Source organism: uncultured Pseudosulfitobacter sp. (genome assembly GCF_963976325.1).
Classification (GTDB): Bacteria; Pseudomonadota; Alphaproteobacteria; order Rhodobacterales; family Rhodobacteraceae; genus Pseudosulfitobacter.
Window position 1 is genome coordinate 1 of the sequence record NZ_CAXBJW010000008.1, and the last position, 14,493, is coordinate 14,493.

Here is a 14,493-nt window from a genome sequence, read left to right on the forward strand (position 1 = left end):
GTTGAACGATATTCTTGGTGTCCTGACCGCCGATCCCGCGATTTACAACAGGACGGGTGCCGCCTAATGCAGCGTCGAGTTCAGAAACCCAGCCAGACCCCGGCGCTACAATGCTGTCGCCCAAAACAAACAGGGTGTCGTTTGAGACAATACTATCGGTGTTTATTGAAGTTGCGATATAGGCCGCAACTTGTCGCGCAAATCGTGACGAAGGAATACCATCAATTTCACCCTTGCTATTGATCCCTAAGGCCAGGAGACCAGTGTTGTCTTGGAACCCTACTGACCCGCTAGATTCCCATGACACATTGGAGGCGACTGGTCGACCAGTCAGCCTGCGACCATTTGCAACAATATCGCCCGTGGTGTGCATGTTCCCGAATTGATCGTAAAATCGCAGCCCAAACCCAGCCGCGTCAAATTCCGCAGGCTGTAGCTTCGTATAAGAGTGGATAGTGCTGAAGCCGTCTGCCCTGTCCACCTTGACCTCCGTTGGGTCAGGCCCTTCGTCATCCCATGTCGATCCGTTGTATTGCCAGAGGTGACGATCTGATCGCATAAAAACCCGATGGCCGGACGCCACGGTCAGCGCATCACGCTCAGTTGCATCAGCGACGAACTGGTCAATACGGGATGCACTAATGGCCGTGTCTCTGGCGGTGAGGGTGTCCGCTTTGAGAGCATCGGTATCATTTTTTAGGCCCACCGTTTCGCTTCTCAGGCTATCAGTTAGGTCACGCGCGTCCAATGCCCCATCACGCGCGTCTCGGGCGGCAGTCACCGCTTCCTCAACGTTACCAAACTGTGTGGCGATCATCTCTACCGTAAGTGCATGTTCTTTAGCTTCGTCTGCCCAACCCTCAGCCTCAAGGGCACCATCAATTCCTAGACGGCTCCGAACCCATGCGAGGGTAGCGGCGTCATTATCCTCCTCCGGTTCTGCGAGATTTGTGAGGCGCTTCGCTACGGCATCAAACACGTTACCCTCAGGGATGAACGCCAGCTTGTTCAACGCCTCTTCGGCTGCTTCCTCGGCAAGGTAAACACCCTGACGGGCAACCAAGTCGAGTGCTTCTTCGGTCAACCCTGAGCCTGTGCTGAAGTCCACCAAGGGGGTTGTGGGGGTCGCTCTCCCCCTTAGGACAGTCGAACCTTCTGGGGCGGGACTATCCAGTACAATTTCATTTTCGGACACCCATTCCCATCCAACCGCTTCCCCGTCCACGAGAACCACAACATGGTCCTTCGAGAGGTAGGGGAAGGTGATAGGCCACGCTGTCCGAACGCCGTCCGATATGTCACGGATAGCTTTCATAGTAGCTTCCTTTCGCTATAATAGAAAAGGAGGCCCGAAGGCCCCCTTGCTGTGTCTTGTTTTTTTGGTGCTGCTAGAACTTGAGGAGGAGGTTCTCGCGGGCTCCCGGCTGCACTTGGCCGCTCTGGGCTCGACCCTCATATTCCTCGTATTCCCTCCACGCCTTGTAGAGCTCAGGGTTACTCTCGAAGAGTGTGGCCCTTGCCTTCTGCTTGTAGGAGGTGATGACCCCCCTCAGCATGTCTACGCGGTGACTTTCGGCGGGACTTGTAAGGCCATCCGGTACGGTCTCGCGGGGGAGGTCGTACTTCGGGTGGTTCATGGCTTCTTCCAACTTCGCATGGAGGGTCTTCCCGTGGATTTTCACGGTCCCCATGAGCCTGTTCCACTCCTGAAACTGTTCTCCTGAGAGAGTTACAGCGCCAATCTTCCGATCAGGCCCAGTGAAGCCATAGTTAAGGCGGCGCATCTCTTTGGTGACGACATCGCCATCCCCTTTGCTGGCCTTGATGTATCCCAGCAGCTTGGTGGGGTTCTCCACTGCCTCACCAGTCACCCAGTTGTAGCGGGTGGGGAGGTCCCCAGACATGCCGGGAATGTTCGCTTTCATCTTGTCGAGATACCCTCGGGCTTCCCGTGCCGTCCCATCCTGAGCTTGGTTGAAGGTACGGCCCGCAGCGGAGAAGGGAACGAAAGCAGAAGCCTTGCCTTCCAGCCACCGTTGAACAACGTAAGGGCGGTCCTTCGAATTGAGGACTTCCACCACCTCGGAGACACCTTGCAGCCACGTCTTTGATGTGAGGTTGTTCCCCACGGATGCTGCCAGCATCGCAAACATGCCCGCTTGGTCTAGGGATGGGTCGTCCTCGGCAGCTTGAACCATCTCAGCGATGTCCCCCGCGACCCCGAAGGTGAACGCAAAGGGGTCGAGGCGCTTCAGTTCGATCCACTCGGGTTTCTCTGCGGAACCCACGTTGAGGGAATAAGCCTGCCAGTTCTTGTCCTTCATCCATACATCCCGCATCTTTCCATCCACGGGTCCACCACCTGTGATCCGGCCTTCAATTGCCAGCATGTAGAGACCAGCGGACAGAGCCACACCCGTGGCCATCTCGCCCATCGCCTCAGCGCGGACGGAAGCATCCGAGGAGCTCAGACGTTCCCGATACTTGGCCCGCATCAGGTTAACGCCCGGAGTACGGTCGAAGGCTTTGGCTAGAATGTTCACAGGGGTTTGGATGAACGGGGTGATCTGGCGGAGGTAGGGGTGACGATTGGCCATTTGCTGCCATCCGTGGGACAGAGTGCCCTCGGCCAGCGGCGTCGTGAAGGTGGCTTCGCGGGCAACCCGAAGGGCGTCCTTGGCAAACTTACTCCCTCCCTCGTTAGCAGCTCCAAGGTTGTCCTTGATGAACGCTTCCTTGGTCGCAGCGTCGTCCGCCACACGGCCTTTCAAGACAAGTTCGTCCCAACGGTCAGTGAGGGTCTGGACGCCCAGTGTCGCCGCTTCGGTTTCCCCTTCGATGAACGCTCCCTTGCTGTCGTACCCCAGCTTCTTGAGGTCTTTGTCCGACATGTAGGCAGCGTCCACAGTCAACTTCGCTTTAAGCCTCGACCGGAACATGACCTGCTTGAAGAACTCATCCTCAGCCATCAGGAAGCGACCGGGCAGGCGCACCAATTGGCCAATGCCATCCACCAGCGCACCTCCGAACTTGCTGGATGCGCCCACGGTTTCCCGTGAGATGGCCTTGATACCTTCCTTCTGGTAGTCCAATTTGACTTGGGTATCCAAGACAGGCATTTCATTCTTCATCACCCGCGCACTCAAGCGGATGCCGTCCATGACAGAGGATCGGATAGCGGCATATTGCTCCAAACCTGCCCGGATTTCCTTCGGCTGTGCGGTAAGGGCACCCCCGATGGTCCGTTCAAGGGGGAGAACCAGCGTATTGACAAGGTTCGAGGTCATGTTGACCGCATGGGTCCCCCAGCCAGACAGGATGCTGTTGATGAAGACCTCGTTCGTCATGTTCCATCCGCGCTTCCAGCGGGAACCCAGACGCATATTGCGTAGGAGTGTTGCTTGCTGAGCGGCCCCTTCGGCAAGACGCAGACGTTTCACCGCCTCTTTCATCGCCTTGGTTCCGCCCGCAGCCTCTACGCGCGTGAGGGCATCAACGGCGGCGCTGTCGATACCATCAGTCGTCTTTATCCGGCCAGCAGATACGGCCCGCGCCGAAGCAGTCTGGACCCGCTTCAGGTGACCTTGGAGGTTTGCGTGGGTGTCCATGAGGTTCAGCAGTTTCGCTTCCACCTCGGGGTCCACCTTACCGACTGCGTACATACCGTCCAGCCGCTTCACCAGCGTGGAGACTTCGCGGCCTACCGACTGGAGGGCCATCTTGCCAGCGACCAGAAACTTTGCCTGATCCACTGCGCTTTCACCCACAGCGGCAACCCGCCGGGTTAGATCATCCAAGCTCCCACCCGTGAGGCTGGAGAGTTCCTCCTTCGCCGCTTTGATGATGGTGCTGAATGTCTCGGGCTGGTCCAGTCCCATCTTTTCGAGGGCACCGCTACGGGCCAGTGCATCCCCCGCCACCTCAATCATGGCCTGGGCCTCGACTGGGCCTTCCATCTTGGAGGCGTTGAACCAGAGGCTATCCGCGATCTGTTCCGGCGTCACCAAGTCCTTGTCCGCAATAGCCGCCTTTAGCGCGTCGTCGTTCACAAGGGACGGCTTCTCAGGGGGAGCTTCGGGGTTTGCCGTAGGTTCCCCTTCGGGGGTGACCTTAGCAGCTCCCTCGTCGGGCTTCGGCTCCAGTGTCACGCCTTCCTCAAGAGCCTCGCGGGCTTCCTCAGAGGCTTCCTCGGCCATTTCCTGACCCTCTTTGACCAGAGCCTCCCCTTCAGGACCTTCGATCTTCTTCCCCTTCACCACCTTGGCGAGGCCACGTAGACCCTTCAAGGTGAAGTCGATGGCTCCCCCGATGACAACGCCTTCTGTGGCATTGCGCATACGGTTCATCCATTCGGGATCGTCGGGGTCTGTGGCCAGTGCCTCAGTCAGTAGGGGGACGGCGTACTCATTCTCCTCCGCAAACGCGCTGAGGTTGGGATCGTCGGGATCAAACGCCAAGCCATCGGAAAGGGCACCATTCACCACGGCCCCTATGATGCCTGTCAGACCCGTGACGGACTTTGCCGCAGCGAACCCAGCGACGAATTGAGTGGTCGAAGAGGTGAACCTTCCGAGGGACGATACAGGTTCCCTTACAAGGTCCGTTGGGACGAACTCTTCAGGGGGATTGTCGGCCAGAGTATCCACACGGACATCCAGCTCCCCCTCGTCATTCAGGATTTGCAAGCGGGAGGGGATACCCATTTCGTCCAGCTTACGGGACATGGCAACGTCTGCGCTGTGGAAGGATGCAGCCAACTGACCGCTGGCCTCATCGAACCCATCCAAGACACCTTCGAGGATACGGGGACCGACACCCATAGGGTCTTCCCATTCGGTTTTATTCAGGGTCGTTTCTGGGAGTTCAGCGTTCATCCCGTCAAGGACTGCGGCCATGTTCGGCTCATCGGGGTTTGGGGTAACCGCTGGGGCTTCCACAACAGCTTCACCTACGGCAACTTGTGCGGTGGGTGTGAGGAGGGATGCCGCAGCACCCTCCCCGAACCGTTCATCAAACTTCCCAGCGAGGTCTGGGTGCGCCTTGAGATAGGCTACATCTTTTTCTGTTGGTTCCATGCGTTCCTCTTAATCAGCCCAATCGGGCTTGTCGGGATCAGTGACCCCCGTTCCCGTGGGGTCTGATAGGTGGGAATTAACAGCCCGTTCTCGGGCAGCTTGTGCAGCAGCGCGGGCGGCAAGTCGGTCGTAGTTTCCGTCTTCATCGCGGTTGTTCTGCATCCAGATGATCATCTCATCTTCATAGTCGGACTGCGCACGGGCCACGTCATCGGCGTAGGTCGGGTTGGTTTGCCCGAACTCAGTCTTAGGGAAGCTGTCCGAGATGCGGCTCCGTTGGCCGTTGAGGTAGTTGTCCCCTTCGATGGCACCCAGAGGGTCCGATCTTCCCTGAGGAGCGTGCCTCCGTTCGGCAACCCCTCGGAGCTGGTTGGCATCTGCGGGGTCGAGCTTTCCGAAGATGACCATCTCATCAATGATCGCCTCAGCTTCTTGGGCGCTCCCCGATGAACCAACGGCGGCAGCGGCTTCCGCAAAGGCACCCTTGCTGGTTGTCCGGTCCTCATCAGTTCGCTCACCATCAAGGAAACCATCCACGGATCGTGCTTTCGTGGGGTCCATCTGGTTGATCTTGACCCAGAGTTCCTCGGCCCGTTCAAAGTCGCCATCTTTCGCAGCTTGTTGGGCTTCCGTCATCAGACCGTTAAGCTCCGCCTTGCGTTCCGCAGCCACGGCTTTTGATGCGGTGGAGTTCCGCCTCGCCTCTATGCGGGATGCAGCGGACCTGACCTGCGATTGGACCTTCCGGCCCTTTGCCGACTGGCCCAGAGAGCCCATACCAGCAACTTCGATGTTATTGAGGACCCCTGCCATAGACACGGAGCCTCGGGTGGCGGCAGCACTTCCCACAGCGTTGAGGATGGAGCCCTCAATCAGCTTGTAGTCGATGCCCTCCTCCCCCATGTCCTGTGCGCGGGCGTTGAGCCATTCCCCCAAGTTCTTGGCATCGGCTGCGGCTGAGCCCGGAGGTCCCGAGAAGCGACCCTGCGTGACGGCCATGTGAAGTTCCTGTTCAAAGGCCCGGAACCTGCGCTCCTCAACAAGCTGGATGTTCTCAGCAGCCTGTTGGTTCCTGAAGCTGTCGTTCGACTGCACTGCCATTGGCGTGAAGATGCGGTTGACCTCCTTCCGTGGCATGTTTTCGAGGCCATTTTCCTCGCGGAACTTTTCGTTGAACGCTTGGATGAATTGTTCAACTTCGGCGGGGTCCTCCACTTCGGAGAGGTTGGAGTGCTCCAGCGCACGTTTGAGCTCCACGTTGTATGTCGCGCCCAGCACATGGAGCTGACTTTCGCGGTAACCTCTACGGACGAACGGGGAGGCACCCATTGGGATTTCCCCGCTGCGTACAGCCTCCGCGAAGTCCTTGCGGTTCTTCTGGAAGAGTTCTTCACCCTTCTCATGTTCCCGTGTGGCGGCTTGTCGGATGCCCTTCTTGAGGACAGGGGACATCGCGTCGTCCAGTTGGGTCAGGGCGACGGCAAGTGCCTCCCCTTTGGATCGTGGTTGCTGGGCAGGCTGGACGTAAGTGTCCACAACCTGCGTGGAACTTTGGAAGACAGGGCGGGCGTGGACGCTCAGGAAGTCGCCTACATCTCTGCGCTCAGACATCATAATCTCCATCGTAGAGGTCTTTGAAGTCGCTGAACTCACCCATCACACTCCCCGCGCCACGGATGACCGAGGCATAGATGTTCGAGTTGTCGGGTAGGGGGATTGAGTTTATGCGGGCTTGCGCTTTAGCCTGTGACCCCATCATGTTGTAGACGGACTGACTTTCGGCGCTCTCAAGGGATTGGTCTAGCCGATCCGATACCACGCCTTCGCTCCGCTTGTAGTCATCAAGAACCTGGCTAACGCTCCCACCTTGAACACCACCCGTTGCGGCGGCGGTCAGAGCAGTTGCGGAGGCTTTCATTCGCTTGATGGAGTTGTCCTGCTTCTTCTGTGAGGTGGCCTTGCGCTCATCCATCAGCTTTTTGTTCGTGAGGTGCGTTTCAAGGAAGTAGGCATCTTTCGCGGCTTGGCCGTTTTGTTCATACAGCTCGCCTTGTCGCTTGTTGGCGTTGATAGATTGGGCGACCCCTGCGGCGGCGCTCGTTACGCCTACCGCAAGTTTCATCGCCCCCAGCGCCACGGCTGGAATTGTCATGTTTTGCGTATCCTTATGAACTCGTGGAAGACCGCGCTGTGGTTGCCCACAAAGCACGGCTCGGGGAGGATGATGAACCCTGCCCATCTCAACCATCGGAGGTGGATTTCATTATCAGCGTGGACCCTGTTGAAGAGTACAGGCCGGATTTCATGGAGTGCGTCCACGTAGGCGCGGCTCCGGCGGAGGAACTCCCGCCAATGTTGGGTGAGCTCATCAGTGCCCATCAACCAAACAGCGGCGTTATCACTTCCCGCAACAGGAATGATGCCCCCCACCGCGCAGGCAGCACCCGAGGGCAGAAGGACCGCCCAGCACTGGCCGTTCTCGCGTGCCCACCGGAATTGCGCTAGAGGGTCTAGCGTTCCAGAGGCGAGGAGTTCGACCCGATCTTGTCGTCGCAGGTTTTGCAGAACACGGACTAGGTGATGGTCTTCGGATGCCACCACCTTCAATTTGTCTTCTCTCATCCTACAGCTTCCTGATTAGGGAGCCCGACCATTCCGCACCTGTCAGACACAGGGGCATCCACGTCCGTGATCGGAGTGTGACCTCCATGTCCTGAGACTGCCCCCTGAGGTTCACCTTGAAGGAACCTGAGGAGATAGGCGCTCCGTCCACAGTCGAGGGTTTATTACCAAGGCTCAGTCCCGTGAACCGCTCAGTCCTTTCGGGTCTGTGGGGTTTCTTGACGGTAACCTCAAAGGGTCCCGTGTCGGTGATGTTCAAGGTCAGGTTGGTGAGCTGGATGCGATGACGCAGATCGGCCATCATCTCCCCACGGGGCCCATACTTCACGGGGAAGGGCTCTGAGAATACGTGGTAGACATCCATCAGTTCACCTACGATCACCTCCTCCCACACACCGGGAAGCCGGAAAGAGTGGGTTGCGGAGTTCCCCATTGTGGGGCTGGGCAGGGGGACCCAATCGGTCACCAAGTCACTGACCTCTCGGATGGCTCCGTTTTGCTGAACCCCAAGAACTACCGGATCGGTATAGTACAAAGGAACCTCAACGATTGTATCCCCGGCGTCATCGGTGAGCTGGCCTTGGGATAGGAAGTCCAAGTGGGCGTCTTCGAGACTTTCGAGGTATCGCCCATTCTCATCAAAGGTGATGGATGCAGCGATGGGTGTGTCATCCCCTTTCACGGTAAGGAGTTGCAGGCGGTTAGCTGAAAACATGCCCGTCCACACCGGAGCACCTTCTGCGAAACGGAAGTGGTGCCACGAGGAGATAACCCTCGCCCGATCAGCCCATAGCCAGTTGTAGACCCACATCTGGTCACCACTGGGGTCAATCATCAGGAGCATGTTGGCCTTCGCACTGGCGATCATCTTATAGCGGCCTTGGGGAAGGTAGTGAGGGACATGTTCTGTCACCTCCACCGCATAGAGCTTGTCCGTGTTTCCTTCCGCCCCCTGCATTTCCATCACTGAGGAGTAACGCCCCTGTCGCACCGTAAAGAAGAGGGACTTCCCTACAACCACGGGGGCTGTCCGAGGGTCCATCTCGTACTGCGAAGCCACCTCCATAGCAGCGGTAGCCGGGGTATACGTCGCACCCCCTGTGCAGATGAGCTGGGTATCATCCGCAAAGATGACGAGCTTCTGATCAAAGGGGTAGGCGTAGTGGAGCTTCAGGGCTTCGGAGGTGGTGGCAGCAAGGTCCACCGGATCAGTGTCCAGTCGGGTTCGTGCCGACTTTCTCCAGAAGTTGAAATAGTCGCTGGTGCGCCCTTCGATTTTGCTGGAGCCTGTCAGGAAACCTATACGGTTCTGGAAGAAGTACATCCAGTTGATTGTCCGCCCTACAAAGGAGGGATTAGGAACAGACTTCTCATCCCCTGCCTCCCTCTCATCCCAGTCTCCGGGGCGGAAGGTGAATGATCCATCGGCCTCACGGATGAGGAAGTGGGGCATCGTGGAGGCATCCAAGGCATAGTGGATTTCATCGCCTAGCGTTTCCACCCAGACACCCACACTTTCCGTATTACTCGGATCGTCAGCTCGGAAGGTGACGTAGTAGTCATCCTCATCCACTCCGCTGGATTGGGTCACCTTAACAGCGTACCCATCAGGTGCCCTTGGGGGTAGGTCTTCAAAGCGTTGGATGGCACCCATGACCACCTTGATGGCGTCATTGTTGATGCTGTCTGTTGCGGTCAGTGTGAAGGGTTCCCCATCAGTCCGCGCAATGGTGATGACCGACCCGTCACCTGTGATGGTGTAGGCATCCGCTGTTTCGGGGATGATGACGGAGCTCCACGTTGCGGTGAAAGTCCCTGTCCCCGATATGTTCCCAGCGTATTCGGTCAGAGGAGGGGCCGTGGAGTCCCATTCCACAGTCAAAGGACCCTTACCAGCAATCTGGTGAGACCCCGTTTGAGGGTCCGTGTAGGTCAGGAGGAAGTTTCCATCCACTGTGATCTTGGTCCCGCCGCGGCCCTCGTAGCCTCCGCCCTCTCCGCCGTTGTCGATGATGCCCAGAACCTCCTCAGCCGTGGCGCTGGGGCCAGACCAAACAAGGTCGAAGCCTTCAGTGTTCTTTACCGACGAGCTGGGGGTAGATGTGATGGTTCCACCTAGGAACTCTACGATCTGTTGACGGAGTTGCTGGACGATGAAGTCTGTGGCTGTCTCTTCAACCTCTTCCTCAGAGGTCGTTAGGGTGGCCACGAGGGTCCCTTCAAGGAACACCTTATAGGTCGTCGCATAGTCCCCCTGCGTGACGTACAGGAGTGCTTTGTTCTGCGCGGCTGGGGTCTTATCCTCCATCATCTTGACCACCTTTGTCTTATTGCAGACGAGGGTGTAGTCCCCAAGGGTGAGGAAGCAGAAGTCCTCTGCTGGGCTGTTGGGGGAGGACAGGTAGTCATATCCTTCCGGCGCGTTGACTGTGGCCTGTTCCCACGTCTTCCTGTCGAAAGCACGGATGTCATCGCCTGTGTTTACCAGAAGATAGCTTTCATCAGCATCGCGCGTGTAGAAGTGCTCCGCCATGTCGTCACGGACTGGGAGGTTTAGGCGTGCGTCGAACCGCAAGGAAGGGCGCTTGGTATTCCCATGCACGATGGATGGAACAATGTTCCGCCGATCAGCACAGTGATTGAGGGTCTGCTTTGAGGGGACCTGTTGGGAGATCCCCTGAACCAGATTATCGGCCTGAAGCCTGAGTTTCTTTCTAGCCATAGATCACCTACCGCGCCCGGTTCTGGATGGCGGCATTGTGGGAGAACGAGAAGTTCCCCGACCGGGTGTCATCGGCCACAAAGTTGTTCCATGCGTCGGTCACCTGCGCACGGGTCAGCTTTGCGATCAGTTCGTCCGGTGCCCTTTTGGCCATGAAGTTAAAGGCCGCGTCCAGCACCACGTATTGGCGGGCGGGTTCTGGCAGGTCAGGGAAGGAGAGAAGCTGAATTACCTCCGCCTCCACGCTCTCGGTGAAGGTGTAGGTTTGCTCATCCCTGTCGTACAGTCGGCGGTTACGAACCGTGTACCGCTTACCCGGAACGGTCAGCTTGGTGACGTTGGCGGGGACTTCGATCCGGCCTGAGACATCCGGCGAAAGGATGTAGGAGTTTTCCGTATTGAACTCCCACCCCGCGATCTGAAGGGCACGGGAGGACGTGTTGAGGTAGAGGATAGCAGCAGCGACATCTGGGTCGGTGTTGTTAACGAGCGTGTTAACTGTCTCCTCTTCGATGGCCTCCAGAAGGAAGTTCACCGCCTCAAGTTCCGTAGCAGGCGTAAGAGTGGCCATGTGGGTTTCCTTTAAGGTTGTGTTTGAGGTTCTTGCAGGAGCCTGTGGGGGCTCGTGAAAGGTCCCCTCGTAGAAAAAAAAGGGGACCAGCCCGAAGACTGGCCCCCTAATGGAACCCCTGAAGGTCCCGTGGACGGTCGCTGTTAGGCGATGACGATTTCGACTGCTTCCGCAGGGTTCAGGATGCCGTGACCTTGCAGGTATTTGCCGACGATCAGCGTACCTTGGTGGGTGACCGCGAAGTCGTTGCCTGTCATCTGGATGGACAGGTCCAGCAGCTTCACTGTACCGATGGCACCACGGCGCATGACCACGCCGACCACGCCGGAGAAGTCACCGTCATAGGTGTTGTTTTCGCCAGCAGCGGCAGCAACCACGCCCTGGGGGACGTTGTTCGATTTCACAACGGTAACGCCATCAATCTCGCCCACGTAGCCTGCGACGGACAGGGAGCCCTTGTCGTTCACATCACGGCTGATCACGTCAGGTGTGCGGCCCAGCAGGTGTGTCTGTGCGGGTTTCAGGATGATGGAGCGGCCATCTTCGCCAACGTCTTTCTCATCCAGTGCAACAGCCGCTTCCGAGATGGCGTTGGCCAGAACCAGACCGTCAGTCTTTGCAGTCGCCGCAACGATGGTCGAACCACCCGGCATCCCGGTCACGATAGCCGAAGCGCGGGCGGCAAGGATTGCGGTTTGCAGGCAGCGTTTGTCTTTGGCGCGGGCCAGCGCAGCACCGATCTGGCGCGAATATTCTTGGCGGTATTCAACGTGCGCTTTTGCTTCATCAATGTTGGCGATGAAGGCATCCGAGACCAGCAGGTCATCCACCGAGATAATCATCTCGTTCTTGGCCATCTTCTGCGAACCCAGCAGCATCACACCGGGTGTGTGATAGCCAGCGCCGATTTTGCCTGTCATCGGGAAGGATGCCGACTTGCCGTGCTCAATGGCGCGGGTGAAGTGCAGGTTGTCCATCACGTTTGTCTCGTCATAGGCGGTGATAACTTCGCCGGAGAAAACTTGCAGGAAGGTTGCGTCTGTATCACCAGCAAGGTTGATCTGGCCAAGACGGTCGGGGGTAGCGTTGGACATGTATGTCTCTCTCTTTTGGATGTGTTTGAGGACCCCCTCCGGTTATCCGGGGGGTTCCTTGTCAGATTTCGATGTGGGAGGTGATCAGATCAGAACAGCTTGGAGCGACCGATCTTGGCTTCCATCTGGCGGGTCCACGCCTTGTCTTTGCCCCAGCGTTTGTCGCGGATGGTGGCTTTGACATCTTCTTTGCTCGTGAAGACATCAGCCTTCGGAGCACCTGCGGGGGCACCTGACAGGTTAACCTTGGGGTCATACCCCTCGGCGGCTTCCATCTTGCCCTTCAGCCATGTCATCGCCATCTCGGACGATTGTTTGGTTTGCAGGGCACCGTTGAATGTCTCCAGCTCACCAACTGTCAGGTTCTTGGAGGCCCACGCAGTCATCGCGTCGTAGGCTTCCTGACCGCCGAAGTCTTCGATCAGCTTGTCGGCCACCTCAGGGGTGACCACTTGGGTTGCGCCGCGAATGTAGGCATCGACCATAGCGCGGTCATAGCCCATCTCGGCCAGCTCATCGTAGCTTTCATCGGACAGGGATTGGGTTTGCTCGAACTCTTCCGAGAACTTGTCGAGCGAGGGGACCTCTGTGGTCTCCTCTTCCGTGTTCTCTTCCGTGGTGACCTCTTCGGTGACCTCAGTGGTTTCTTCCGTGGTGACCTCTTCGGTCGTGGAAGTGGTTTCTTCCGTGGTGACCTCGGAAGTCTGATCCGTGGTGACCTCTGTGGTCGCCTCTTCGGTGACCTCTTCTGTAACCGCCTCGCCCATCAGCGGTCGATCCGTGTCATGCCGCCTTCCAGCTTGGTCTTGCCGGGGGTGTATTGGGGGGCGTCGTTCACGGAAGCCTTGGGTGCTTTGGGTGCGGGTGTTGTGGTGGTGTTAGCCATTTTGCATTGCTCCTTGGATGATTTGGGGTGCTGCGCCAATTGCGGCATCAGTCACTTTGTTGGAAACCGCGCCTTGCTGAACCGCTTCAGGGCTGTTGATGAGGCCCATGAGGTCAAGTCCTAGGCTGTCACCTAGACGCTTGGCGTAGATTTCCATTGGGATGAACTCTTTGGTCGCTTCCGGCCCATAGATGGCGGTTAGACCTTCGGCCCACATTCGCAGCTTTTGCATCTCGTGCCCCCGGCGCAGAGCGTCGAGACCTGTAGTGATGGTCAGGTTCACAACGTCATCGGGCAGGGTTGGGAGACCCTTCATCTGCTTGATCTTCAAGCGGACGTAAGGGAGCTGGAGTTCGTAGGTCAGGAGCGAGTAGATACCTGAGAGGGCATCCTCAAGCTCAAGAGCCACATAGCGGATTTCCTCAGCGGTCACCCGTTCGGCTTGTCGGGTCACTGCGCTGCGGAGGAGGAATTGCTCGGAAAGGCGTTCCTCAATTGATACCGCCAATTCACGGGCGATACGGAGGTCTGCGCCTTTGTCCAGACGGAGGACAGTCACATCGTTTGCATCGCCTGTGATGAAGTCGAAGTTTTCGGCCTTCGATAGGTCAGTCACACGGGTCATACCGTTCGACCGGACCAAGAAGATGACCTTCGCGGCTGCGCTGGCCACATCTGTGATGGCCTGTGTCAGGACTTCGAGGGATGTCAGATCACCCACGATGCCTTCAACAAAGCTGCGGCCCCAGTGTTGGCCGTCCACCACAGCAAAGCGGAGGGCTATGAACCCGAAGTCGTCCGGTTTCTTCTTGAACTCGGAACCGTCGATCAGCTCTCCGTCAATCTCTTGGAAGCCTACATAGAAGCCATCTTGGAGCTGGGCGTGGGTGTAGAGGTCGAGGAGTTCCTTGTCACCACTTGCCTTGGTCTTACCCTGCTTCTCGGCACCTGCTTCAATCTGGTTGCGGACCTCAGCGGGAAGTGCATCAGGGTGGACCTTTTCCATGATCACCAGCTCGACCACGGTTCCTCGGGGGTCGCGGGCAACCACGTAGCTGTCCATACCGAATACCCGTGTCTTTTCCTCTCGGATGTCCACTAGGGCGTTCCCTGCGATCAGCAGGTGCTTACACACGAGGTCGAACTTGGGGCGGTCCCCTGAGGCTTCGATCCGGCGCATGGCGGCACGGTCGTACTTCGCCAGCTTTTCCTGAGCGTCCACGATTTGCTCTGGGTTGCTCTCGGCCAGTTCGGCTGCGGCGAAGTCGTCCGCGTCATGGCGGAAGAAGGGCTCATTGGGTGGCATGATTGCGAGGGTCATCTTCGAGCTGAGATGATTGACCCCCTGTGAGCCTACGTTCTGGAAGGGATCATAGAGCTCTGTTTGTTCGTCTGCACCGTCCGGGGGCATGACCCATGGAAGTGTGAGGCGGGCGTTTTTGCGGGCACGTTCAAGGGGACCTTGGCGGTCTTGTTCAAGGGACTTGTAACGGGAGGCAGCGGTAAAGCTCCGTTCTGCCATC

General features: G+C 57.8%; 9 protein-coding genes. All 9 read right to left on the reverse strand.

The window, feature by feature from the left end:
- Positions 1 to 1,315: phage tail fiber protein (locus tag AAC077_RS15895; RefSeq protein WP_339771418.1), on the reverse strand; the 1,315-nt coding region annotated here is incomplete at its 3' end.
- A 73-nt stretch (positions 1,316 to 1,388) separates the two neighbouring features.
- On the reverse strand, positions 1,389 to 5,075 hold the full coding sequence (locus AAC077_RS15900; protein WP_339771421.1) for a hypothetical protein: 3,687 nt from the start codon (positions 5,073 to 5,075) through the stop codon (positions 1,389 to 1,391).
- A gap of 9 nt (positions 5,076 to 5,084) precedes the next feature.
- Positions 5,085 to 6,698, reverse strand: a complete 1,614-nt coding sequence (locus tag AAC077_RS15905) for a hypothetical protein (RefSeq protein WP_339771424.1) — start codon at positions 6,696 to 6,698, stop codon at positions 5,085 to 5,087.
- Positions 6,679 to 7,227, reverse strand: coding sequence for a hypothetical protein (locus AAC077_RS15910; protein WP_339771426.1), 549 nt, complete (start codon positions 7,225 to 7,227; stop codon positions 6,679 to 6,681). Before AAC077_RS15910 ends, AAC077_RS15905 begins: the two co-directional genes overlap by 20 nt.
- A gap of 471 nt (positions 7,228 to 7,698) precedes the next feature.
- Positions 7,699 to 10,419 carry a hypothetical protein gene (locus tag AAC077_RS15915; RefSeq protein WP_339771429.1) on the reverse strand — a complete coding sequence of 907 codons (2,721 nt, stop codon included), beginning with the start codon at positions 10,417 to 10,419 and terminating at the stop codon, positions 7,699 to 7,701.
- Positions 10,420 to 10,426: 7 nt separating this feature from the next.
- A complete protein-coding gene (locus AAC077_RS15920; protein ID WP_339771432.1) occupies positions 10,427 to 10,990 on the reverse strand; it encodes a hypothetical protein in 564 nt (187 codons plus the stop codon).
- Between the two features lie 143 nt (positions 10,991 to 11,133).
- A complete protein-coding gene (locus tag AAC077_RS15925) occupies positions 11,134 to 12,084 on the reverse strand; it encodes a phage capsid protein (protein WP_339771434.1) in 951 nt (316 codons plus the stop codon).
- 89 nt (positions 12,085 to 12,173) lie between these two features.
- Complete coding sequence (locus AAC077_RS15930) at positions 12,174 to 12,851, reverse strand: hypothetical protein (RefSeq protein WP_339771438.1); 678 nt, start codon at positions 12,849 to 12,851, stop codon at positions 12,174 to 12,176.
- A 111-nt stretch (positions 12,852 to 12,962) separates the two neighbouring features.
- A complete protein-coding gene (locus tag AAC077_RS15935; RefSeq protein ID WP_339771440.1) occupies positions 12,963 to 14,492 on the reverse strand; it encodes a portal protein in 1,530 nt (509 codons plus the stop codon).
- Position 14,493 lies beyond the last annotated feature (1 nt).

Coding starts and splice junctions, on each gene's coding strand:
- AAC077_RS15925 (WP_339771434.1), bottom strand. CDS start 12,084: ATGTCCAACGCTACCCCCGACCGTCTTGGCCAGATCAACCTTGCTGGT.
- AAC077_RS15920 (WP_339771432.1), bottom strand. CDS start 10,990: ATGGCCACTCTTACGCCTGCTACGGAACTTGAGGCGGTGAACTTCCTT.
- AAC077_RS15910 (WP_339771426.1), bottom strand. CDS start 7,227: ATGACAATTCCAGCCGTGGCGCTGGGGGCGATGAAACTTGCGGTAGGC.
- AAC077_RS15905 (WP_339771424.1), bottom strand. CDS start 6,698: ATGGAGATTATGATGTCTGAGCGCAGAGATGTAGGCGACTTCCTGAGC.
- AAC077_RS15900 (WP_339771421.1), bottom strand. CDS start 5,075: ATGGAACCAACAGAAAAAGATGTAGCCTATCTCAAGGCGCACCCAGAC.
- AAC077_RS15930 (WP_339771438.1), bottom strand. CDS start 12,851: ATGGGCGAGGCGGTTACAGAAGAGGTCACCGAAGAGGCGACCACAGAG.
- AAC077_RS15915 (WP_339771429.1), bottom strand. CDS start 10,419: ATGGCTAGAAAGAAACTCAGGCTTCAGGCCGATAATCTGGTTCAGGGG.
- AAC077_RS15935 (WP_339771440.1), bottom strand. CDS start 14,492: ATGGCAGAACGGAGCTTTACCGCTGCCTCCCGTTACAAGTCCCTTGAA.